A 23,850-nucleotide genomic window follows, 5' to 3' on the forward strand; every position below is an offset into this window, starting at 1 on the left:
TCGGAGGCGAGACGCCGATTGTCGTGGCCACGAGACCGATCGACGGTCAGGAACAGGAAGACGGTGGCGAGCGATCGGAGCCGAAACCCGACGTAGGACGACCAGTTTGACAGAAACGGATATATCCTCAAAGTAGACACTCACGAGATAATAACTGTCCACTATGTGAACCCAAACGTCGATACAGAACAATCGACACCGTCCGAGTGGAATGCAGATGGTGACCGCGTGGGCGATGGGTGTCGGCACTCGGTGGGAGGGGACGCAGCCGTGAGAGCGGACCTTCCCGTCGACGCGCTCTACGAGGGGTCAGACGGCCGCTACTACACAGATTGGCAACTAACGAGACGACTCCGGACGGACCGATGGTCGCTGTGTATTCGACAGCGAGATCTGGATCGACATCTGGTCGAGACGAGCGATGGGCAGTTGCTGCTGTTGACACCAACCGATGACCTCCCCGAATGGGCAGAGCTCCGCATCGACGAGCGTGGTGCTCGAGTCGTCGATACGCGAGGACCGCTTCCGGAGTAGACAGACGGCCGCGACGAGATCTCCACAATCGGAAGCGGGAGTGTCCCCACAAGCGTTCAGCAGCGTCTGCGCGACGGTATCCGAAGAATCCGATCCGCGGCGGCTGGACAGTATCGGCTAGCGACAAGAAAAGCGGTTACTCGTCGTCGTCAGACTCGTCCTCTCCGCGGACGAAACTGGCCTGCGTATCGCCGCCCTGCTCGAATTCGTCCGCATTCGGTCCTTCGATAAGCGCTTCGAAATCGTCGACGTCGTCGTACTGATCGCGGTAGACGAGCGCCGCCTGCCCCATCGACGTGAGCTCGTACAGTCCGGATCGTTCCGCCGGTCCGATCTTTCGAACGAGTCCGTAATCTTCGAGCACGGGAAGTCGAGTGTTGATGTTCTTGCGACTCTTGCCGGTGTGTGCAGCGAGGTTCGTTGCGACGTTTCGCCCCTTGTCCTCGAGTTCTTCGAGAATCAGGAAATCAGTTGGCTGGCGGAGTTTCACTATCGTTCACTCTCATGGAACACTATATTTCCAGTGGTAACTAATACTTTCGACTTCATTGGTTGTGTTTTATGCCATACCAGTCACTGAAACTACGTGTCTCAGACCGGATCGAGCCAGCAATACTGGCACACCCAGCCGGTCTCGAGCCGGCCGGCCGATCAGTTCCCGGTCGACCCTATAGTAGCCACTGGAAGTCAGTGCACACCCGATCGAACGACGGCTGTGCGATCGGTGTGTAAACCGTTCCAGTTGTTACTATAGCGGCTGATTCCAGCAGTCGACCCTGGCGGCCGGTTCCAGTAACTGAGCCGTTTCGGAGCCTCGATCTCGAGGCGTCACTCGAACGACGAAGTGTCCACCGAACTCAGTTCGGAGGTGTCGGACTCGAGCAAGTCGACACCGACCGATCCGAGCCAGTCTAACACGGTTGCTACTTCTGTGGGTGACTCGACTCGACAGGAAGCGGCGGACGGTTCGTCGCCGCCGACCCGGATGCCGATCCCGTCGGGCTCGACGATTCGGAACGCCGATTCGTCGGTGACGTCATCGCCGATGTAGATCGGCACCGTCTCGGACGGCAGATCAGCCGCGATCAACGCGACCGCGTTCCCCTTACCCCAGGGAATCGACGGTCCGATTTCGAAGATGCGTTTGCCGGTCGAGACTTCGAGGGCGTCGTTGCCGAATCGGTCGACGACCGCGTGCGTGTGCCGTCGGACGACCGGTCGAAGACGGCGCGGGACGGATCTAACGTGGACCGTCCCCGTCAATCGCTTGTTCTCGATCCGACAGTTCGGCACCGGCTCGAGAACCGTCTCGAGCGCCGTACACACCGCCTCGAGTCGCGACGTCCGTTTGCGAGCGACCGGGTGGACGGCAACCAACCCGTGTCGGGACAGTTCGAGGCCGTGGTTGCCGGCGTACGTCTTCGGCCCGTCGATGCGGTCGCGAACGTCGGCCAGCGCGCGGCCGCTGACGATCGCCGTCGAGACGGCGGACGCCGACACGAGCGACGCCAGCGCAGCCTCGTTTTCCGGCGTCGGCGACGCCTCGTCCGGTTCCTCGACGATCGGGGCGAGCGTCCCGTCGAAATCCAGACAGAGCAGGAGCTGTGACGCGTCCGCAAGCGTCGAACGGAATCGGTCCCACTGATCGTCGATCGGGTGGGGTGCAGTCATCGACGACATTGGCTACACTGACGACGGTCGTTCGTACGGATCGAACGTCGAATCCGACCGCGAGTCAGAGTCGGTGGCGTCGCGGCCCGTTTCCTGCTCGGCGGCGTCCGACTCCCGTTCAGACTCCGACGCTCGAGTCACACCAGTACGACGTCGCTCGGTTCGAACGGAGCGCATCCAGTCGAACTGGGTTTTCATCCACCACTCGAGGTCGCCGTCGAAGACGCGGGTTCGAAGGGTGTTCATCCGGCGCTTGCGTTCGTGGGGTGGTATCGAGACGGCCCGCTCGAGTTGGCGGGCGAAGTCGTCGATATCGGTCGGGTCGATCGTCAGCGCGTGGGAACCGAGCGTCTCGTGTGCCCCAGTCTCACGGCTCAACACCAACGAGCCGTCGCCATCGACGCTCGCTGCAACGTACTCCTGAGCGACCAGATTCATCCCGTCGGTCAGCGGGCTGACGACCATCAGGTCCGCCCGCCGGTACAGCGCACAGAGCTCCGCTCCCGAGAGGTAGTCTTCGGTGTAGACGATCGGAGACCACGCTCGCGTACCGAATCGCTGATTGATCCGTTTGACTTCGCTTCGAACGAGGTCGCCGTGTCGTTCGTACGCCCGAATATCGGTTCGGGAAGGCGTAGCCGTCTGGATGAACGTAAACTCGCCGTGCCAGGTCGGGTTTCGCTCGAGAAACCGTTCGATCGCAGCCAGCCGTTCGGGAATGCCCTTCGTGTAATCGAGTCGGTCGACGCCGAGCCCAATGACGTTCTCGCGGTCGATATCGTAGCGGTCGAACAGCGACGAGAGCTGCGAGGCAGAAATCGACCGCGCATCCCGATCGTACGACTCGGCGTCGACACCCATCGGTGTCGCGACGACGCGGGTCACGTTTCCATCGTAAGAGACCGTCTGCCGTGTCCAGTCGACGTCGGCAGCGGGGAGAAACCGGTGGACACAGTCGAGAAAGCGCTCGGCGTATCGACTGATGTGAAAGCCGAGCATATCGTTCCCGAGCAGTCCCTTGAGAACGTGTCCGCCGGCAGGGCAGTGTCGAAACGTCGCCGACGTCGGCCACGGGATATGCCAGAACTGGGCGACGGTCGTCGACGGCGGGACGTCGTCTCGGATCATCTGCGAGGCGAGGGCGAAGTGATAGTCCTGGAGCCAAACGACCGAATCGGCTGTCGCGTGTTCGCGTACTGCTTCGGCGAAGCGCTCGTTGACCGTTCGGTACCACTCGAAATCGTTCGACTGGTGGTCGACGAGATCCGTGAACCCGTGACACAACGGCCAGAGAACGCGGTTGCTGAACCCGTAGTAGTAGGAGTCGACGGCCTCGTCGGAGAGATCGATACGCTGGAGCGTATAGGACGGGTCGTCCGGCGGGACGGCTACGCAGTCGCGCTCGTCGGCGACGTCGAAGTCGGCATCCCCGTCACCCCAGGCGATCCAGGTTCCTGCAGACTGCTGGAGCACTGGATCGAGTCCGGCGGTCAATCCGCCAGTCGGTTCGTCGACCGTGATCGCACGGTCGTGGGTCGCCTCGGTCGATTCGGAAATCGCCTCGTCGGCTCGCGTCTCGATACCCGAGGGGGCCGTCGACGGGTCGTCATCGGCCGACGTCTCGTCGTCGTATTCGTGTCGGTATGGTTGCCGGTTCGAAACGACGATCAGGGAGTTCGGACAGGTCGGACCGTCAGCGCGTGACTCGGCTGTCTTCCGACCATCGCCATCGGTTCGTACCGGTCGATTGCTCGGAGACGTCAACGACAATCGCTCGTCGGGAATTCGCATTCGCTGCTATTGGACAGCCTCGTCCCGGGTTGATTCGCGGCCTGCATCCGCAAGGACATCTAATAGCGCCCGATACTGGCCGAAATCGGGAGATTGTTTCGAACTCGTGACACTCAGACGATCGTTACACTCGGACGAGAGGCGGGCTGGACCAAACGTTCTTTCCTCGGTCGTCCGAATCGACGGTATGAACACGCCGTTCGAGACCCGGATTCGAAACTGCCAGCGGCGACTCGAACGCGCCGACGTGGCGCTTCTGGTCTGCTTTCCGAGTCCGAATCTGACCTATCTCACCGGCTTCGACGAGACGCCGTCCGAACGCCACCTGCTGTTGTTCGTCCCCCGGACCGGTGCCCCAGTCGTCGTCGCACCGACGATGTACGATCAACAGCTCACAGCGCTGCCGCTCGAGGATCCGCCACTCGAGTGCCGACTATGGGCCGACGACGACAATCCCGTCGAACTCGTCGATAGTGTCCTCGAGGAACTGCTCAGCCGAAGCGACCGCGACGGGCAATCGACAGCAGACGAGACGACCGAGATCCTTCTCGACGATCGGCTCTGGGAGACGTTCTCACAGGATCTGCGAGCGTGTGTGCCGAACGCGACGTTCGGACTCGCAAGCACCGTCCTCGCGGAGTTGCGTCTCCGAAAGGACGACCCCGAACTCGACGCGCTCCGACGAGCGGGGGCGATCGCCGATCGCGTCTCGCTCGAGATTCGCTCGCGCGGAGAGGATCTTATCGGTGTGAGCGAAGCGCAACTGGCAAGCGAGATAGAACGGCTCCTCGCGACCCATGGCGGCGGCGAACCGGCGTTTTCGACGATCGTGGCGTCAGGACCGAACGGCGCGCGGCCACACCACCACAGCAGCGACCGAACGATCGAGTCCGGTGACCCGATCGTGCTGGATTTCGGCGCGTTCGTCGGGGTGGATCTCGGAGGCGCAACGGGACGGTATCCCGGCGATCAGACGCGAACGATGGTCGTCGGCGAGCCGCCGGCCGAGTACGAACGGGTACACGAAACTGTAACGAACGCACAGCAAGCCGCTATCGATGCCATCGAACCCGGCGTCACCGCCGGCAGCATCGACCGCGCGGCGCGGTCGGTCATCGAGGACGCCGGCTACGGCAATACCTTCGTCCACCGAACCGGTCACGGCGTCGGCCTCGAGGTCCACGAACCGCCCTACATCGTCGATGGAAACGACCGCAAACTCGAGCCAGGGATGGTGTTTAGCGTCGAGCCCGGTATCTATCTCGGAGGAAAATTCGGGGTCAGAATCGAAGACCTCGTCGTCGTCACTGACGACGGCGCCGACCGACTCAACGACTCGCCGCGTGGCTGGGCCACTGGCGCCGAACTCGAGTAGTGAGCCACGCCGAGGACACCGAGTTTCCGGTGAAACCTCGAACCAGTTCGCAGCGTGACTTGGAAGCCCCGTTACGTCTCGTCCGTCTCGACGAGCACCTTTCGGACGACATCCGGGTCCTCGAGCAACTGGTGTTCCGTGTAGCTACCCTCCGCGCTTCCGCCGCTCTGGCGGGACTGCTCGATGATATCGAGGAAGGCGTGTTCTTTCAGTAGATCCCGAACGCGGCGCAACGAGAGCGTGTCGGAGCCTTCCTGGCGACAGATCTCCTCGTAGACGTCATAAATACGAGTCGTCCGGAACCCGTCTTCGTCCGCGCTGTTGAGTGCGAGCACCGCAAGCGCCTGTAAGACGTATCGCGAGTGCGGCGTCGAGCCTCGGATGAGTTCCCGAAACCGATCGGTTTCGGCCCGTTCGCGCGCCTGCACGACGTACTCCTCTCGGACGACTTCGTTTCCGGTCGACTGTGCGATTTCGCCTGCGTACCGAAGGATGTCGATCGCCTTCCGAGCGTCGCCGTGTTCTCGAGCGGCCAGCGCCGCCGCCCGCGGAATCACCGACGAATCGAGGACCCCGTCTTTGAACGCGTCGCTTCGGGCCTGCATGATCTCTCGAAGTTGGTTAGCGTCGTACGGCGGGAAGACGAACTCGCGTTCGCAGAGACTGGATTTGACGCGCTCGTCCATCCGATCTTTGTACTTGATCTTGTTGCTGATCCCGATCACACCGATCTTACACGACTCGAGTTTTCCGGCTTCGCCCGCACGCGACAGTTGCATAAGAATGTCGTCGTCGTCGAGTTTGTCGACTTCGTCCAAAATGATGAGCACGACCTCGTACTGGGTATCAAGCACCGTCCAGAGGCGTTTGTAGTACGTCGATGTGCTGAGTCCCTTGTCGGGGATCTTGATATCGGTGACAGCCGAATCGTTCAACGAATGGGCGATCGTCTGGACGGCTTGCGTCTCCGTGCTGTCCTGAGCACAGTCGACGTACGCGAACTCGGCCGTAACGCCTTCTTCTTTCGCGACACGGACGAGCCGTTCGGAGATGTGTTTGGCACAGAGGGATTTTCCAGTGCCGGTTTTCCCATAGATGAGGAGATTGCTCGGGCTCTGCCCGAAGATCGCTGGATTAACTGCGTTCGCGAGATCTGCGATCTCGTCGTCTCGACCGACGATTCGACCCTCTTCCGGGAGGTGGTTGATCTCAAGCAGCTCTTTATTCTCGAAGATGGGATCATCACGGGTGAAGAGGTCGTCGCCGGAACTCGACATAGATGGTAGACACCACGTTTCCGGTGAAATATCTTTACTGTTTGGACTCACAGCCTGCGAACCGCTGAGAGTGAGTTATTTGCGGGAGAGAGACGCTCTCGAGAGGATGGGTGAGAAAACGATGAACGACGGGATCGATGGAGCACACACACACCACGTTTCCGGTGAAACGGGAAAATGGAGGGAACGGGTTCCAGTGGAAACGGGGGTTTGTGTTCACCGGAAACTCGGTGTGCAGCTCATCACAATTATGGAATAACGGAGTAAGAGATGATCTCTTAAGGAAATTCGGTAGTTTCAGTGAAAGAGATGTAGTCGTCCGATCGGTCCGAAACGGACTATTTCACAGGAAGAAAAAATCAAAAAAGATGCATCGTTTTCTACACCTTGTCGAAAGGGATCTCGAGAGCGATTTCCGGTGAAATCTCCGGTATTGACTTACGTCAATATCCTATTTCTTTTTAGGACTTAATGGACTTTTGATCTTGGAGTGACTTATACATATCTATCTGGTAGCTGTAGATAGTCTTCGCTAGGAGGAATCTGCTGTCAATCGAAGGCTTATTCACGGAATGGTATTTGAGAAGTTCTGTCCAGTACTTCCGCGAGAGAATGTATTTTATACTAATTTAACCAGTTATTTTGGGTATCCGTAGGTATTCCTTGACGTTCACTCTTTCTCGTTGTTCGATTCGTCTTCTTCAAGCGCTGCCCCTCCCTACCCTCCTCGAGGTGTTTCACCGGAAACCCGGTGTGTGTGTCTGGCGACTGTACTGACACGTTCCACCAGTCTTCCCCACCCAGTGTTTTCCCGTTTCACCGGAAACGTGGTGTGCGCGCGCATCCTCGTAACCACTGAACGTCACTCCATACTTGATCGCGCGAACCTGATTACGCGATGGCGTTTCGATCTATGTGAATCGGTTCAGTTGTCACTACAATAGCCCCGTGCACCAGCGACTTCCCGCTCGAGTCCGGTTTCAATTGATTACCCCTTCCCGTTCCGATTGCCCTTTCTTGTTCACCGGAAATCTGGTGTGTTCTTCCGGATGATCTATTCCACCGGAAACCCGGTGTGCCTGCGAGTAAGCGTTCGACGATGGTTACACTTCAATCGCTGTCGACGATTCCGTTGTCGGCCTGTCACGTTCATCGGAAACCCGGTGTGTTCCTCGTCGTGCTGGCCGACTTCTTTCGTGTGGCTCGTATGGAACGTGTTTTCCAAAGACAGTCCTCCCGCGATGTATTTCACCGGAAACGTGGTGTGGGTCAACCCTCGTGATCTGTTCGAAAACCGGGGTCCCAAACCCATCCGTCCCACAGTTCGCGTCGGCCTCGCATCAGTAGTAGGCCTCGTCTCAGTAGTAGTAGAGCTCGACTTCGTGTCCACAGTTTCGACACACTGTTTCCGTCCCCTGGAGTCGATTCGAGTCGCTCTCCTCGTCAATCCCTGGTCCCGGTGGAAGGTTCGCAGTCACTGCCGCATCACACTCCGGACAGCCGATATGCATCTGTGGTTGCTCTGATCGAGACATCTCTCGAGGATAGTCCACTGTCTGGGTTAGTTATACCAACCGTACGATCGACCGCGCGACCGTTTCGGTCTGTTCCAGCAGGGTAGGGGCGTCTTTCGGCTTCGGTGGGGGCACGAAAACCGAGAGCCAAACTTCGAGTCTAGTGGTACTCGTACGTTACAGTCTCGAACTCGAAAAACGCCGTCTCGTAACCGTCGTGTCTCGAGACCTGTGGCGGGGCGTCGACGGTGATCGCTATCTCGTCACCGGACTCGAGTGAGTCAACCTCGAGGCCGTAGTGATGGCCGAACTCGTGGTCGAGCGTCTCGACCAGCGATTCGTCCTCGAGGACGACCGAGCCGTCTCGCTCGACCGTTGTGCTCAGTCTCGCAAGCGGGAGGACGACGTCGTTGTACGGCGTTCGGCTGCAGACGATAAGATACTCACCGTCCTCACTCATTCGGTCAGCATCGCTGACGAGGGCTGAGAGTTCGGCATCGCCGCTCCGCTCGGTACCGAGCAGTGTGCCGGGTAACGCGTCGACCGGTGGCCCACCCGACGTAGGCGGATGGCCGAGTTCGTTGAAACTCTCGGGAGTCTCGATTCCGCCGTGATCGTGGTTTCCGTTGCCGTCGTGTGTCGCGTGCTCGCTGTGGTCCATCAGCGATAGCGCATCGCGACTGCCACGGCGATCATCGGCAACCAGTTCGTACTCGAGGTCGTGGATGTCCGAGCGCTCGAACTCGAAATCGACCTCGAGCGTCGCCGCGCTCTCGAATCGGTTTTCGAAGGCCCCGCTGTGTGCGACCTCAAGCGGGCCGACCCGGATTTTGGCCGTGTACGATCCTTCTTCTGGAAGGTGGATGTTATCGCCGTAGTGAAACCCCATTCGCTGGGAGAGCATCGGCCAAGGAGAGAACTGGCCCCCGACCGAGTCGCCGTCGTGGAGCAACTCGAGGCTGACGTTCACCGGAAGGACGGTGTCCGTCTCGGCGTCCCAGACGGTTACCATGAGGTGCATACTGTCGTCGGCCTCGACGTCGACCCGTTCGGTGTCGCCGGCGACGAGCCAGAAGCGGTGTGGCATCGTGTAGCTCAGATCGACGGCGTACTCGCCGTCGGTTGCTCGCCCGTAGCTCCGCATCTCCTCGCTGCCCGCTGGAAGGTAGACGGCATCCGGCCGGTTCTCGACGAGCGGTGGATTCGACCAGGCTGATTGCTCTTCGAAGCCGAACCGCTCGAGACAGCCAGCGACGCCGACGCTGCCGGCGACGACCGTGCCACGCAGGAACCCCCGACGATCCATTACGAGCGAGTTGGGGAGGCAGTCCCAAAACGCCTGTTGGTTCAGCAATCGAATGCGTTCCGAACACCTGTCCTGTTTGTGTTGGTGCCTGCTGGATCGGTCCGACTCAGTCCTATCGGACCGCCAGCGTTCGGCGGCAACCGGCTCGACGTATCAGACACGGTGGCGACGTATCAGACATCTCACCACTCATTCGGTTGCTGAACCAACGGACATTTTATCGATCACTCCTAGATGTCGCGTATGGAACGGCGGACATCTCTTCACGTGCTTGGGCTCGCCGGTATCGCTGGTAGTGCTAGCTATCTCACTAGTCTCGACCGCGAGAGTGGTACCGACCGACCGACGCTTCCGCCGCTGGACGTCAGTTTGCCGGACGCCGAGAGTTCAGAACCGACTATCGGGGTGGCATAAACTATGCGCCGACGAGATTTCCTCGCTGGAGTCGGCAGTGTCGGCGTCGTCGCCGGTGCTGGCGCGGTCGCCGTCTACGGCGTTCCGTCCCCTGAATCGCTTCGTGACGGTGGTTCCGAAGGTGAGACCTACGAGCCACTTGAGATCGAGACGATCGAGGCGCCGGGAAGCGAGGCTGGGTCGGTACTGATTCCCGATCCTGACCGGCCGACGTTCATCGATTTCTTCGGGACGTGGTGTGCGCCGTGTATCGAACAGATGCCGGCGCTCGCCGAGGCCAACCAGCGTATCGGCGATGAGGTCCTGTTTTGTTCCGTCACCAGTGAGGACGTCGGCGAAGACGGGGCGCTCACCGAGGCAGATCTCGTTGAGTGGTGGGAGGAGAACGATGGTAACTGGACCATTGGGCTTGATCCAACAGCCGAGTTGACCGCGAACTATCTCCAGGGTGGCTACCCCTCGGCCGTCGCGATCGATGCCTCGGGACGCGTCCAGTGGGGCGACTCCGGGGTCAAAACCGCGGACGAACTCGTCGGCGGGATCGAACAGGCGATCGAGGCCGGTGACGGTGACGAGCTACTATGATCGACGGCTCGCTGCCGCTCGCGTTCGCGTTAGGTGCGGGCGTTGCGACGTTCTTCTCGCCGTGTGCGTATCCGCTCTTGCCGGGGTACGTCGGCTTCTACGTCAGTCAGACTGAAGGCGAGGAAGCGTCCCTGACGGGTGCGCTAAGCCGCGGCTTGATCGCCGGCACCGGCGCACTCGTCACGCTCGGAGTGTTGCTGGTCGTAGCCTATCAGATCGGCCACTCCACGCTGTCGAACATCACGCTGTTCGAGCCGATCGTCGGCGCACTGCTGGTCGTCTTCGGTCTCTTGATCGTGTTCGACCGGGCCCCGTCGCTGTCGATTACACTCCCGAAACGTCGCTCGAGCGTGCTCGGCTTTGGGATTTTCGGGGCTGGCTACGCGCTGGCGGCTGCAGGCTGTGTTGCGCCGCTGTTCGTCGCCGTGATCGCACAGGCGCTTTCGATGCCGCCGCTGTCGGCAGCGCTCGTTATCGGCACCTACGTCGGCAGCATCGTGCTACTGATGGTCTCGCTGACCGTCGCGACGGGAATGGGCCTCGTTGCCAGTGCTGGCCGGTTGGCAGCACACAGCGGGACGCTCAAGCGAGTCGCGGGTGCGATCATGATCGTCGCTGGTCTCGGACAGCTGTACCTCTCGATCGTCATTCTCGACGTTCTCTGAGTCTGCACACCGGCTTTCGTTCACAAGGCGGTCGCTTGTTTTGCTCTCTGTCGTACTGCCACTGATGGACTCGAAACGACCCGACGTCCGACTGGACGACTCACCTAACGAAGACGGACTCGTGACGAAATGCGGTAACTCGAGTGACGACTCGTCGCTGCTCGGGCGGCTTCGTTCCTATCTGCGGCGGTAAGTGCCTCTGCTGACTGTTTCGATTCACAGTACGCCGCCCCGGTCGAAGTGGGTCGGTTTCAGCCTACTCCTGATCCTCGAGCAGTCCGAGATCGGTCGCGACGAGATCGGCGATCCGGTCGGCGATGTCGGGGTCGACCATGGCGATGGTATCGCCGTCGTGGAGCTGTTCGTTGTGCCGTTCGAGCGCGTCAGCCACAGCGTCGAGTGGCACACGCGATGTCGTTTCGCATTCGGAGCAGACGATTGGGACTCCGGGATCGTCCGACTCGGTTCCGGCTGTCATTGGTGGGCACTCTCGAGTGGAGTGTGAAAGACCCACTGATCGGACGCGATCCAGTCTCAGAAAATGGTGCTCGACTGTGCCGTTCGAGCGCGTAGTTCGAATATCGGTGCTCGAACCGTTCGGCTCCGGTCAGCTCCGCTGGCGATGGGCACTGACGAGTGCTGCGAGCGCCAGCGCGACGAGCGCAACAGAGACGCCGAATCCGGGGAGTTCGTCGCCGGCCCCTTCCTCGTCGTCGGTGTCGTCCGTCTCGTCCGCACTCGAGGTCGATGAGTTATCGTCCTCGTCGGGAACTGGTTCACCGTCGGCTCCGGTCACTTCGCTATCGAGTTGGAGGACGGCGGTGACCTGTCCGTGGGAGCCGTCGGGGTAGTAGGTCCAGCTACCGCCGGCCTCCTCGTATGGTTCGGCGGCCTCGATTGGATCGATGTCGGTATCCCACGTGTCGTGTGCCTGTTGAATGTAGCCGACGGTCTCGATTTTGTCGGCGTGCTCGCCCTCGATCTGGATTTCGCCGTATTCGACGGTTCCGTCCTCGGGCAGGCCGTGCAGTTCGATGCAGTGGCTGTCCATGTAGCCGTTCCCCTGTGGAAGGTCGTCGGTCGTTCCGAACTGGTCGGCATCGAGTGGTCGGTCGTAGTTCTCAGTCAGCGGGTAGGTGACGGTCATCGGGTCGGCGTGGCTGTGCCACGACGTCGAATCACCAGTTGGGAGCGTCACTGTCGTGTTCGGGACGGTCTCACCGACGATGGGGTCACCCGCCTCGTTGAGGAGTGTGACACAGATCTTCGCGGACCCATCACCGAGATACGGCTCTCGGTACTCGTCGCGTGGGTTGACGTAACTGACCCAGTTGCCGTCACTGGCTTCGTAGTATTCGTCGTCCGGACCTGGCGCTTCTTCGACGTATGCGTCTTCGGAGACGTTCAGTTCGGTATCCGAATCGGGAGGTGTGAGGGCCGGATTCGTCGCCGAATCGGCGCTTGCGCCACCGATCGCAACGAACCCGGCGAATGCGATGCAGACCACGGCGAACAGACCGGCCGCGACGACCGTTCGCGATCGAGTCATACTCAGACGTCACCTCGCGTCAGCGTCCAGTTCGACCGAGTACGCCGGAGACAGTGTCGCTCAAGGCAATCGTCAGGTCGTCTTACGGACACCGACTGCTGCATATGTGGTAATCGATGTGTCATCGGAGATGACTTTCATACATTAGTTTGTAACTATGGACTGTCTACTAGAAAACAACACACTATTACGGTGCAGTAATCAGTGATTATTGTATCCTAAAGACGGACTCTCTGATACTCGCGTCGCAATCAATCGAGGTCCGACGTGGTCTCGATGAGTGTCTCCAACTCGAAGTCGTTGAGCGGATGTGGCTCGTTCTTTACCGTTTCGACGACGAACTGCGAACTCGTTCGGACGACCTCGTTGATGCTTTCGTAGTCGCTGATGAGCCGGTGGACCATTTCACGACCGGCGAGGTGTGCGATCACGACGAAGTCGGTCTCACCCATCGTGAAGTAGACCTGATTGACACCCTCAATTTCGGCGAGTTTGTCGCCGACTTGCGTGTGGTACTGTTCATCGTACTCCGCGATGACCTCCGTGATGACCGTAATCTCGAGGCCGAGTTTCTCGAGATCGATAGTGAACAGGTCGTCTAGCACGATCCCCTCTTCTTTGAGTTTCGTGATCCGATAGTGGACCGTCGACTTCGGGATTCCGGTGTGTGCCGAGATTTCGTCCGGGCTCCCGGTGCCGAGTGTGGCGATCGCCTGGAGAATGCGAATGCTACGCTCGTCCATACGTCACGAAAGGCGGCGACTGGATAAACACTATTCGAACGAACGGCAGATATCCGAACGGAAATCGAATCGAGCGAGAAATCTCGTCACATGGGTCGTTACGTTCGGTTCGACGATCACGTTTTGATATGAATTGTGTTCAACACAATCTGATAAGTTAGACTTATCTGCCAATAGTTCCCAAACCACTATATTGTGTTCGAAAAGGTGCTGATCGCGAACCGCGACGAGATCGCCGTTCGAGTCATCCAGGCGTGTTCGGAACTCGGTGTCGAAGCGGTGGCCGTGTACAGCGATGCCGACGAAGACGCCAAACACGTCCGGTTAGCCGACGAGGCCTACCACATCGGCAACTCGAAGGCCAAAGAGAGTTACCTCGATCAGGATGCCCTCCTCGAGGCTGCACGCGCCGCTGACGCCGACGCGATCCATCCGGGCTACGGCTTTCTCGCCGAAAGCGAGTCGTTCGCTGCGACCGTCGAAGCGAGCGAGTTCGAGTGGATCGGGCCACCGAGCGACGTGATGGCCGACTTCGGTGAGAAGACCAAAGCCCGAAAAATCATGGAGGCTCCATGATTTTTCGGGCTTTGGTCTTCTCACCGAAGTCGGCCATCACGTCGCTCGGTGGCCCGATCCACTCGAACTCGCTCGCTTCGACGGTCGCAGCGAACGACTCGCTTTCGGCGAGAAAGCCGTAGCCCGGATGGATCGCGTCGGCGTCAGCGGCGCGTGCAGCCTCGAGGAGGGCATCCTGATCGAGGTAACTCTCTTTGGCCTTCGAGTTGCCGATGTGGTAGGCCTCGTCGGCTAACCGGACGTGTTTGGCGTCTTCGTCGGCATCGCTGTACACGGCCACCGCTTCGACACCGAGTTCCGAACACGCCTGGATGACTCGAACGGCGATCTCGTCGCGGTTCGCGATCAGCACCTTTTCGAACACAATATAGTGGTTTGGGAACTATTGGCAGATAAGTCTAACTTATCAGATTGTGTTGAACACAATTCATATCAAAACGTGATCGTCGAACCGAACGTAACGACCCATGTGACGAGATTTCTCGCTCGATTCGATTTCCGTTCGGATATCTGCCGTTCGTTCGAATAGTGTTTATCCAGTCGCCGCCTTTCAAAGGCGGCGACTGGATAAACACTATTCGAACGAACGGCAGATATCCGAACGGAAATCGAATCGAGCGAGAAATCTCGTCACATGGGTCGTTACGTTCGGTTCGACGATCACGTTTTGATATGAATTGTGTTCAACACAATCTGATAAGTTAGACTTATCTGCCAATAGTTCCCAAACCACTATATTGTGTTCGAAAAGGTGCTGATCGCGAACCGCGACGAGATCGCCGTTCGAGTCATCCAGGCGTGTTCGGAACTCGGTGTCGAAGCGGTGGCCGTGTACAGCGATGCCGACGAAGACGCCAAACACGTCCGGTTAGCCGACGAGGCCTACCACATCGGCAACTCGAAGGCCAAAGAGAGTTACCTCGATCAGGATGCCCTCCTCGAGGCTGCACGCGCCGCTGACGCCGACGCGATCCATCCGGGCTACGGCTTTCTCGCCGAAAGCGAGTCGTTCGCTGCGACCGTCGAAGCGAGCGAGTTCGAGTGGATCGGGCCACCGAGCGACGTGATGGCCGACTTCGGTGAGAAGACCAAAGCCCGAAAAATCATGGAGGCGGCTGACGTTCCGATCGTTCCCGGCACGACCGAACCGGTGACGTCACCGGACGAAGTCGAAGCGTTCGGCGAGGAACACGGCTACCCGATCGCGATCAAAGCCGACGGCGGTGGCGGTGGCCGCGGGCTCAAGATCGCCTACGGCCCCGACGAGATAGAATCGAAACTGCAGGAGGCGATCCGCGAGGGTGACGCCTACTTCGACAACCCCAGCGTCTACCTCGAGCGATTCCTCGAGGACCCCCGTCACATCGAGGTCCAGATCATCGCCGACGAACACGGCAACGTTCGCCACCTCGGCGAGCGCGACTGCAGCATTCAGCGACGCCAGCAGAAACTCGTCGAGGAGTCGCCCTCGCCGGTGTTAGACGAGGAAACTCGCGCGGAACTCTGTGACGCCGCCTGCCGTGGCGCTGCCTCGGCCGATTACGTCAACGCCGGAACGGTCGAGTTTCTCTACGAGGGCGGCGAGTTCTACTTTATCGAGGTCAACGCCCGCATTCAGGTCGAACACACCGTCACCGAACAGCTCACCGGGATCGATCTCGTCAAATGGCAACTTCGCGTTGCCGCTGGCGAGGAACTCACCTTTTCACAGGACGACATCGAACCGCGCGGTGCGGCGATCGAGTTCCGAATTAACGCCGAAGACCCCGATAACGATTTCATCCCGCTGCCCGGCACACTCTCGACGTATCGGCCAGCACGTGGGATCGGGGTTCGTGTCGACGACGGCGTCGACGAGGGCGATTCGATCGCGCCGTTCTACGACTCGATGTTCGCGAAACTGGTCGTCACCGGCGAGGACAGGGCCGAGGCGATCGCTCGCGGCAAACGCGCACTCGAGGAAACCACCATCGACGGCGTCCCGACGACGATCCCGTTCCACAAGCTGTTGCTCGAGGACGAGGGATTCGTCGCGAACGAACACACGACGACGTACGTCGAGAACGACCTGCTCGAGAGGTAACTATCCGCGCCGTTTTCACGGATCGGGAACGCCGTTTCAGCAGCTTGGATTCGTCGACTAGTTAGACGATTTCGGGCAGCGATACGAGGTCGATCTCGTGTTTCTCGACGCGGTCGTGAATCGCCTCGAGCACCGCGACGGCGTTCGGGTTGTCGCCGTGGATACAGATACTGTCTGCGGGGATCGAAATCTCCTCCCCGTTTGCGGCCTCGACAACGCCCTCGGTCGCGATCGAGACGAATCGGTCGGCGACCAGTTCGGGGTCGCGATCCTCGAGCGTCTGTTCGACGATCAGCGAGCGGTCGGCCCGGTAATCGAGGTCGACGTATCCCTCGAAGACGGCTCGAAGGCCGTCGACGTCCTGTGCGACCTCGTAGATATTCATATCGGTCGCGAGATAGATGAGGTCGTCGTCGACCTCGAGCATGCCCTCCATAACTGCACGGGCGTGTTCCGGACTCTCCGAGAGCATCGAGTACATCGCCCCGTGTGGTTTAACGTGCTGGACGGTCGCGCCGTGGCGACGTGCAAACGCCGTCAGTGCGCCGAGTTGGTAGACGACGTAATCGCGGACCTCCTCGGGACTGGCGTCGATCTTTCGGCGGCCGAAGCCCATCTTGTCCGGGAGACCGGGGTGAACGCCGATGCCAACGTCGTGTTCGGCGGCCAGTTCGACCGTCTCGCGCATGATGTGTGGGTCGCCCGCGTGATAGCCGCCGGCAATGTTCGCGGACGTGATGTAGGGCATGACGGCCTCGTCGTTGCCCATCTGCCAGTTGCCGAAACTCTCTCCCATATCGCAGTTGATATCGATCGCTGCCATGGGTGTAATTCTATCACAACCGCGCATATATCTTCCGTCAGTTCACTCGTCGGGGGCCGATCCGTGACTCCTCATTCAGAAAACTGGCGCCGACTTGTATATAATTCAAGTATTTTCTCGCCTGTTGGATTCGACCCCCTCATGGCGGGTCGACTGTATCCTGATGAGCTGAACGAATCATGACAGGCCGATCGTGGCCGTTCGGCTCCCAACTCCGTAGCGAGCGGTCGTTCGAGGCCGTTACTCGATCGTAACGAGTTCCTGATCGGCTTCGATCTCGGCTTCCTCGTCGACGAGGAACTCGCCGATCGTGCCTTCGGTGTCTGCTTCGATCTCGTGGAAGTTCTTCATGACTTCGACGAGACCGATCGTCTCGCCTTCTTCGACGGTGTCGCCTTCTTCGACAAACGGTGGGTCTTCGGGGTCTGGTCGCCGATAGAAGACGCCGGGCATCGGAGAGTTGACGGTCGTTTTTTCGGACATAGTGGTGTGTTCTATATTGAACTCGGTCTGGATTAGCTTCTTTCCTTCGGCTTTCGTTCGAGTGCGGTTTGGATCGTTGGACCTCAGTTTGTCGATTCGATTTCGGCTCGAATCGTCTCGAGGCGATCGTCGCGTGCCTCGCGGGCGGCGATCGCTTCGTCGACGTCGACGGCTTCGAAGTACACTGACTTGTGGGTTTGGCGCTGTGCGAGCAGGCCACGGTCGGCGCTGATGACGGTGCCGACGGTCGAGTAGCCGCCGCCGGTGACCGCATCCTGCATGAGGACGATCGGTTTCTGTGGCACCTGAATCGATCCAATCGGATAGCCGAGGTCGACGACGTTCGACGGGTCGGTGCCCGCGCCAAACGGCTGTTCGCGTTCTTTGAACTCGAGTTCTGGCCCCTCGAGTCGGTAGCCGGTTCGATCCGCTTCCGCCGAGACCTTCCACTCGGCCTCACAGAGGCGTTCTTTGCTCTCGTCGGTCAGCCGATAGCTCGTGAGCCCGATGACGATGCGGACGGTGTCTTCGTCCGCGTACGATGGAACGTACTCGTCGTCGAGTTGTGTGTCGACCAGCTCGGACGGAGTGCCGTCGGCCTCGCCGATCGGGAGTTCGTCACCCTCCTCGAGTCCGCGTCCTTCGTGGCCGCCGATTCCAACGAGGGTGTACGTCGAGCGACTGCCCATCACTTCGGGGACGTCGACGCCACCGGCGACGGCGAGATATGCGCGCGCGCCCTCGGTCGCGAACGCCAACTCGAGTTCGTCGCCAGCGTCGACGGCGACGGTTTCCCACGTGCCGATCGACTCGCCGTTGAGCGTTGGCGACATGTCGGCTCCGGTGATGGCGATGACGGCGTCTTCGTCGAACGTTGCCGTGATTCCCTGATAGGTCATCTCGATCGTCGCGGCGTCGGCGTTGTTGCCGACGAGGTAGTTCGCGACCGTGTGGGCGTACTTGTCCATCGCGCCCGATGGCGGCATGCCGATGTGGTAGTGGCCAAAACGGCCGCGGTCCTGTACCGTACTCGCGATCCCGCCTTCCTGAATGGTGATCATGCTAGGTCCTCCGTGAGTTGGTCGTTGTACTCGAGTGGCGATTCGAAGAACTCCTCGGTCGAGAAGTTCACGCGCTTGTAGGTGTACTCGTACGTTCCGTCCTCGACCTCCTCGCGGATCGCGTCGTACTCCTCGCGGTCGATCGGTCTGTAGTTCAGGATGTCGCCGGGGTTCGGGAAGACCATCGAGTCGCTGAAATCAGCCAACTCCTGGTCGACGTCGAGCACTTCGACAGGGGTTCGGCCGTAGAGTTGGTAGCCGCCGGCGCCCTGTACCGGGTAGATAACCGAGAACGCACCGCCGAAACCGACTGCGCGACTGGGCGTGTCGGTTCGTGGCTCGACGTATTTGGGTACCTCGAGTTGCTGGTCTCGAGGCACCATCTGGAAACACCACGGCAGGCCCGGCACGAATCCAACCATCGTGACCATGTGCGGGGCCGAGACGAACGCCTCGAGGAAGGAGTCGACGTCGTCGAATCCGTTGAGCTCGGCCGAATACTCGAGGTCGGTCCCGTCCGGATCTTGGTGGCGGTCGCGGAACTCCATGAGCGTCTCGTGGGTCCACGGATCTTCGAACAGGACGGGGATGTCGATGACGCGAGTTTCCCACTCGTAGTTCTCGACGTCGAGTTCCGCTTCGATCTCTTTGAGTTCCGCGATCACGTCGTCCGGATGGATAACGCCCGGGTCGATACGGAGCATGTAAGAGGCGTTTGCCGGACAGTTCTCGATGATCCCGTCGATATCGCGCTCGGCGACCTGCTGGGTGATCGCCATCGCCTTAAAATTGGCAGTGAAACTCATCTCTTCCGCGAGCTCGACGAATACGTGGTCGTCAGCCCCGTACTCGTATCGTGGCTCCGGAAGGTCTTTCGGTGTAATCTCGTTTGCCATGCTGTACGATGACAATTCAGAGTACACGCTTGAATAGATATTGGTCGGTGATTAACATTCTCACGTGATCTCGAACCAAATTCAACGAGGTGATGTTCAGGGAAATAGGGTACAACCCCGGTTGCTCGTAGCCGTGACTGTCGCCACCATTTCTGGGTCGCGTTCCACTCGACGCACTCGAGTGTCTCTTGAGTCGGACCATCGACTCATTGCGGTCGGCCACCACGAGCGTATCGTAATAACTGAACCGATTCACACACTGACGTTCAGTGGCTACTATCTTTCTGCGAGGAGAGAATCCCGTCGTTTACGGCGTTGACGAGAGCGGAGCTCTCGTTCGCACATCAGAACGCGAAGCGTTCTGAGGACGGGAGTGAATCTGACAACGCCAACACAACCACCGTTCAGCAGCAATACGGATATCTAAGTGGAATCGCTCCGTAGCATGACGTACACCGAGGCGGTCACACCGCCACTCAAATGCACAATATCGGGACTCCGAGACCCAGAACGTTCGAGACACCCTGTTGAACCGCTGTGGTGTCTCGGTCAACAAGATAACTCCGAGTCCTCATGCCGAGGATAGGAGTAACGGCGGTGTGGCCCCGCCAGCGGCCTGTCATGCCGACAGGTCGTAAACCAGCAAATATCCCAACCCAGCGGTGCGGTGCCGTGGGAAGCCTCGCCGTTTACGGCGAGGAGGAGGCCACAGAGCCCCCAACGCACTTTTGCGCCGACGTGGAACCCATTCGTGATGCGCATTCCCACACGTCTTCAGAGCGGAGCGATATCGGCGGTACCTATGGGGTCGGTAGATGAGTCTTCCTCCGGTAGTCGTCTTGGCAGATACGTTCTGGTAACGGCCGGCGTTCTCATCGTCGTCTACCTCGTGACCCGAGTGTTTGGCTCGAGCGACGACGCTGTCGACGAAATACAGGAGCGAGCGATGGACGCGGTCCTCGATGAACCGACCCGGCCCGTTTCCGAGGCTCAGGACCGAGCCAGCGACCTCGTCACGATTCCGATCGACGAAGTTGACGGAGATGCTGTCGAATCCGACGTCGATTCGCCTACGGATGCGGGCGAACGGATCGACGACGAGCTCGACGAGGCAGGGCCAAAGGCCGAGGACACCGACGACGAGCTCGACGAGGCAGGGCCAAAGGCCGAGGACACCGACGACGAGCTCGACGAGGCAGGGCCAAAGGCCGAGGACACCGACGACGAGCTCGACGACGAAATCGCCGAGCGCGCGGAATCGGACGTCCAGACGGAGCAGACCGAACCGGGCGAGATGACGGTCGACGAGGACGTCGTGGAGGAGCTCATCGACGATGGTGACGCCGGCTCCGAGTCCAAACCCGAGAGCGAGCGGACCGAAGACGACGAAAGTGACGATGCCGAGGACGAAGACACTGCCCAGTGAGCGGCTGTCGATGCGAATTACGGCGTCTCGCATCCAGTCGCTGCTGTGCTGTCTCGGTCCCGGTGTCTCGTCTGCCGCGTCCGTCCATGCAGGTACTCGAGTCGACCGGAGCGTGGCGCTTATCCGCCGTTCGCCCCTACCCCGGGGCGATGACTGACGGGGACGTCGCAGCGTTTACGCATCTCGGGTCGACGGTTCGCGGGGCGCTCTCCGAACGCGGTTTCTCGAGGCCGACGCCGCCGCAACAGCTGGCGATTCCGCCGTTGTCTGCCGGCCAGCATACGCTCGTGATCGCACCGACGGGTAGCGGCAAGACCGAGACGGCGATGTTGCCCGTCTTCGATCACCTGCTGGACGACCCACCCGAGGGGTTCGGCGCGCTTTACGTCACCCCGCTGCGGGCACTCAACCGCGACATGCGCGAACGCCTCGAGTGGTGGGGCGACTATCTCGACCTCGCGGTCGACGTTCGCCACGGTGATACGACCCAGTACCAGCGCGGGAAGCAAGCGGAGAACCCACCGGACGTGCTGGTGACGACGCCCGAAACCCTGCAGGCGATGCTCACCGGCGAGCGGCTGCGGGAGGCCCTCCGAGACGTTTCCCACGTCGTGATCGACGAGGTTCACGAACTCGCGGCGTCGAAACGCGGCGCCCAACTCGCGGTTGGCCTCGAGCGACTACAGGACCTCTCAGGGCAAATCCAGCGAATCGGCTTGTCGGCGACGGTCGGCGATCCTGCCGAGGTCGGGCAGTTCCTGACCGGCGGCCGACCCTGTGAGATCCGAGAGATCGACGTCGGAAGCAACGTCGACGTCACCGTTCGCGAACCCGAGATCACCGACGAAGACGAACGGCTGGCAGGCGAACTGATGACCGAAGCCGACACGGCCAGCCACGTTCGCCTGATTCGGGACCTCGTCGCCAAACACGAGTCGACACTGATCTTCGTCAACACGCGACAGACGGCCGAGGCGCTGGGCTCGCGGTTCACCGAACTCAACCTTCCCATCGGCGTCCACCACGGCTCGCTCTCGAAGGAGGCCCGGATCGACGTCGAGGATCGGTTCAAAGCCGGCGAACTGGACGGCCTGCTCTGTACGTCCTCGATGGAATTGGGGATCGACGTCGGCCGCGTCGATCACGTGATCCAGTACAAAAGCCCCCGGCAGGTGACGCGACTGCTACAGCGGATCGGGCGTGCGGGCCACCGCCAAGACGCGGTCTCGAGCGGTACGATCGTCACGACCCGGCCCGACGACACGCTCGAGGCGGTCGCGATCGCCCGCCGAGCGCGCGACGGGGAGGTCGAACCGACGGCGATCCACGACGGGAGTCTCGATGTGGTCGCAAACCAGATCCCGGGCTTCGTTCAGAGCCGTGGCTCGACACCGCTACGCGAGGCCTACGAGACCGTCTCGCGCGCGTATCCGTTCCGCGACCTTCCCGAGGAGACGTTCCGCGAGGTCGTCTCGGAACTGCATCGCAACCGAATCGTCTGGTTCGACGAGGGTGAGGATCGCCTCGAGACGACCGGCGGCACCTGGCAGTACGTCTACGCGAACCTCTCGATGATCCCCGACGAGGAGACCTACGAGGTCCACGACATCGCCTCGAGCACTCAGATCGGGACGTTAGACGAGCGGTTCGTGGTCAACTTCGCCCAGCCCGGCGAGGTGTTCATCCAGCGCGGCGAGATGTGGCGCATCGCCGAGATCGACGACGAGGAGGCGCGAGTGAAGGTCAGCCCGATCGAAGACCCCGCGGGTGAGGTGCCGTCGTGGACCGGTCAGGAGATTCCCGTTCCCGCTGCGGTTGCCGGTGAGGTCGGCGAGATCCGAGCCGTCGCCGAACCACAGCTGTCGGCTGGTGCGGATGCTGGGGCCGTTTCGCGAGACCTCATCCAGCGCTATCCGGCTGACGAGGAGACGCTTACGCGTGCCTGCGAACAACTCGAGCGTCAGGTCGCGGCCGAGGCCCCGATGCCGACGGCGGATCGGCTCGTCCTCGAGCGGCAGGGTCGAACGCTCGTCTTGAACGCACCGTTTGGCCACATGATCAACGAAACGCTCGGTCGCGTGCTCTCCTCGTTGCTCGGCCAGCAGGCCGGCTCGTCCGTGGGCCTCGAGACGGACCCCTACCGGATCGAACTCGAGGTGCCGAGTTCGGTGGCGACCAGCGATGTGCTGGCGGTGCTCGAGGATACCGATCCCGACCACGTCGAGGCGATCATCGAACTCGGCCTCAAGCGCTCGGATGCACTCGCCTTCCGGCTCGCACAGGTCTCTGCCAAGTTCGGCGCGCTCAAACGCTGGCAGCACAGCGGTTCCGGACGACTCTCGAGCGACCGGCTGTTGGCAGCGCTCGAGGACACGCCGATGTACGACGAGGCGATCCGGGAGGTGTTCCACGAGGATCTGGACGTCGACCGGGCGAGTGTGGTCCTCGAGCGGCTCCAGTCGGGCGAACTGGAACTCGTTACCCACCGAGGGCGGACGCCGGTTGGACAGGGCGGCCGCTCGGCCGGTGGAAAGGAGTTGCTAGCACCCGAGAACGCCGACGCGAGCGTGATCAAGACGGTCAAAGAGCGCCTGCAGAACGACCGCATCATCCTGCTCTGTACCCACTGCAAGGAGTGGAAAGCCACGACGAAAGTCAGGCGTGTCGCCGACCAGCCCGAGTGTCCCGAGTGTGGCTCGACGCGAATCGCGTCGCTGAACCCGTGGGCCGACGAGGTCGTGCAGGCGGTCCGCGCCGAGGAGAAAGACGACGAACAGGCGTCGATGACCGAACGCGCCTATCGGAGCGCCAGCCTCGTTCAGAGCCACGGCAAACAGGCCGTGATCGCGATGGCTGCCCGCGGCGTCGGGCCACACAACGCCGCCCGGATCATCAACAACCTTCGGGAAGACGAAACCGAGTTCTATCGTGACATCCTCTCGAAAGAACGTGAGTACGCGCGCACGCAATCGTTCTGGAATTAGGGACGTTGGATTAGAGCGGTAGAAGAGCGGCTCTCGTCGCCATTGACTAGGTATCTCCCCGCCGACGGAGACCGCATACAATAATAAACCCAGT

At 60.5% G+C, this 23,850-nt stretch carries 19 protein-coding genes and 2 pseudogenes; 8 read left to right on the forward strand and 13 right to left on the reverse strand.

The features are described from left to right. The first annotated feature begins 270 nt into the window (after positions 1-270). A complete protein-coding gene (locus GCU68_RS20685) occupies positions 271-534 on the forward strand; it encodes a hypothetical protein (protein WP_152944538.1) in 264 nt (87 codons plus the stop codon). Between the two features lie 136 nt (positions 535-670). On the opposite strand, the gene GCU68_RS20690 is transcribed toward GCU68_RS20685, so the two are convergent. The 3 genes from GCU68_RS20690 to GCU68_RS20705 form a co-directional block, all read right to left on the reverse strand. Further along, positions 671-1,024, reverse strand: coding sequence for a winged helix-turn-helix domain-containing protein (locus GCU68_RS20690; RefSeq protein ID WP_152944539.1), 354 nt, complete (start codon positions 1,022-1,024; stop codon positions 671-673). Between the two features lie 338 nt (positions 1,025-1,362). Further along, the gene (gene otsB / locus GCU68_RS20700; protein WP_152944541.1) at positions 1,363-2,214 is read right to left on the reverse strand and encodes a trehalose-phosphatase; all 852 of its coding nucleotides are present in this window, start codon (positions 2,212-2,214) and stop codon (positions 1,363-1,365) included. A 3-nt stretch (positions 2,215-2,217) separates the two neighbouring features. Further along, entirely contained in the window at positions 2,218-3,996 is a 1,779-nt protein-coding gene (locus GCU68_RS20705) for an alpha,alpha-trehalose-phosphate synthase (UDP-forming) (RefSeq protein WP_152944542.1), read from the reverse strand. A 187-nt stretch (positions 3,997-4,183) separates the two neighbouring features. Here GCU68_RS20705 and GCU68_RS20710 point away from each other — a divergent pair, with 187 nt between their 5' ends. Next, on the forward strand, positions 4,184-5,371 hold the full coding sequence (locus tag GCU68_RS20710) for a M24 family metallopeptidase (protein WP_152944543.1): 1,188 nt from the start codon (positions 4,184-4,186) through the stop codon (positions 5,369-5,371). Between the two features lie 71 nt (positions 5,372-5,442). On the opposite strand, the gene GCU68_RS20715 is transcribed toward GCU68_RS20710, so the two are convergent. Beyond that, positions 5,443-6,648 carry a Cdc6/Cdc18 family protein gene (locus GCU68_RS20715; RefSeq protein WP_152944544.1) on the reverse strand — a complete coding sequence of 402 codons (1,206 nt, stop codon included), beginning with the start codon at positions 6,646-6,648 and terminating at the stop codon, positions 5,443-5,445. Positions 6,649-8,322: 1,674 nt separating this feature from the next. Next, a complete protein-coding gene (locus GCU68_RS20725) occupies positions 8,323-9,468 on the reverse strand; it encodes an iron transporter (RefSeq protein WP_152944546.1) in 1,146 nt (381 codons plus the stop codon). A 417-nt stretch (positions 9,469-9,885) separates the two neighbouring features. Here GCU68_RS20725 and GCU68_RS20730 point away from each other — a divergent pair, with 417 nt between their 5' ends. Then, on the forward strand, positions 9,886-10,467 hold the full coding sequence (locus GCU68_RS20730) for a TlpA family protein disulfide reductase (RefSeq protein ID WP_152944547.1): 582 nt from the start codon (positions 9,886-9,888) through the stop codon (positions 10,465-10,467). Continuing rightward, the gene (locus GCU68_RS20735; RefSeq protein WP_152944548.1) at positions 10,464-11,132 is read left to right on the forward strand and encodes a cytochrome c biogenesis CcdA family protein; all 669 of its coding nucleotides are present in this window, start codon (positions 10,464-10,466) and stop codon (positions 11,130-11,132) included. The genes GCU68_RS20730 and GCU68_RS20735 overlap by 4 nt, the downstream gene beginning before the upstream one ends. A 256-nt stretch (positions 11,133-11,388) precedes the next feature. On the opposite strand, the gene GCU68_RS20740 is transcribed toward GCU68_RS20735, so the two are convergent. From GCU68_RS20740 to GCU68_RS20750, 3 genes are all read right to left on the reverse strand, one after another. Beyond that, the gene (locus tag GCU68_RS20740) at positions 11,389-11,610 is read right to left on the reverse strand and encodes a hypothetical protein (RefSeq protein ID WP_152944549.1); all 222 of its coding nucleotides are present in this window, start codon (positions 11,608-11,610) and stop codon (positions 11,389-11,391) included. Between the two features lie 129 nt (positions 11,611-11,739). Continuing rightward, a complete protein-coding gene (locus GCU68_RS20745) occupies positions 11,740-12,681 on the reverse strand; it encodes a PGF-CTERM sorting domain-containing protein (RefSeq protein WP_152944550.1) in 942 nt (313 codons plus the stop codon). Positions 12,682-12,932: 251 nt separating this feature from the next. Next, positions 12,933-13,424 (reverse strand): Lrp/AsnC family transcriptional regulator, encoded by a 492-nt coding sequence (locus GCU68_RS20750; protein ID WP_152944551.1) that lies wholly within the window; start codon positions 13,422-13,424, stop codon positions 12,933-12,935. A gap of 195 nt (positions 13,425-13,619) precedes the next feature. On the opposite strand from GCU68_RS20750, the pseudogene GCU68_RS20755 reads away from it, so the two are divergent. Then, positions 13,620-13,991: pseudogene (locus GCU68_RS20755) on the forward strand (biotin carboxylase N-terminal domain-containing protein); the annotation flags it as partial. Between the two features lies 1 nt (position 13,992). On the opposite strand, the pseudogene GCU68_RS20760 reads toward GCU68_RS20755, so the two are convergent. Continuing rightward, positions 13,993-14,364 (reverse strand): annotated as a pseudogene (locus tag GCU68_RS20760) (biotin carboxylase N-terminal domain-containing protein); the annotation flags it as partial. A gap of 375 nt (positions 14,365-14,739) precedes the next feature. Here GCU68_RS20760 and GCU68_RS20765 point away from each other — a divergent pair. Then, a complete protein-coding gene (locus GCU68_RS20765) occupies positions 14,740-16,083 on the forward strand; it encodes an acetyl-CoA carboxylase biotin carboxylase subunit (RefSeq protein ID WP_152944552.1) in 1,344 nt (447 codons plus the stop codon). Positions 16,084-16,144: 61 nt separating this feature from the next. On the opposite strand, the gene GCU68_RS20770 is transcribed toward GCU68_RS20765, so the two are convergent. From GCU68_RS20770 to GCU68_RS20785, 4 genes are all read right to left on the reverse strand, one after another. Then, a complete protein-coding gene (locus tag GCU68_RS20770) occupies positions 16,145-16,906 on the reverse strand; it encodes a LamB/YcsF family protein (protein ID WP_152944553.1) in 762 nt (253 codons plus the stop codon). A gap of 240 nt (positions 16,907-17,146) precedes the next feature. Continuing rightward, positions 17,147-17,389, reverse strand: a complete 243-nt coding sequence (locus tag GCU68_RS20775) for an acetyl-CoA carboxylase (RefSeq protein WP_152944554.1) — start codon at positions 17,387-17,389, stop codon at positions 17,147-17,149. 83 nt (positions 17,390-17,472) lie between these two features. After that, positions 17,473-18,450 (reverse strand): 5-oxoprolinase subunit C family protein, encoded by a 978-nt coding sequence (locus GCU68_RS20780; RefSeq protein WP_152944555.1) that lies wholly within the window; start codon positions 18,448-18,450, stop codon positions 17,473-17,475. Then, on the reverse strand, positions 18,447-19,346 hold the full coding sequence (locus GCU68_RS20785; protein WP_152944556.1) for a 5-oxoprolinase subunit B family protein: 900 nt from the start codon (positions 19,344-19,346) through the stop codon (positions 18,447-18,449). The genes GCU68_RS20780 and GCU68_RS20785 overlap by 4 nt, the downstream gene beginning before the upstream one ends. 802 nt (positions 19,347-20,148) lie before the next feature. On the opposite strand from GCU68_RS20785, the gene GCU68_RS20790 reads away from it, so the two are divergent. Further along, the gene (locus GCU68_RS20790) at positions 20,149-20,772 is read left to right on the forward strand and encodes a hypothetical protein (protein ID WP_152944557.1); all 624 of its coding nucleotides are present in this window, start codon (positions 20,149-20,151) and stop codon (positions 20,770-20,772) included. A 149-nt stretch (positions 20,773-20,921) separates the two neighbouring features. Further along, a complete protein-coding gene (locus GCU68_RS20795) occupies positions 20,922-23,756 on the forward strand; it encodes a DEAD/DEAH box helicase (protein ID WP_152944558.1) in 2,835 nt (944 codons plus the stop codon). Positions 23,757-23,850: the final 94 nt, after the last annotated feature.

It is taken from the genome of Natronorubrum aibiense (genome assembly GCF_009392895.1).
Lineage (GTDB): Archaea > Halobacteriota > Halobacteria > Halobacteriales > Natrialbaceae > Natronorubrum > Natronorubrum aibiense.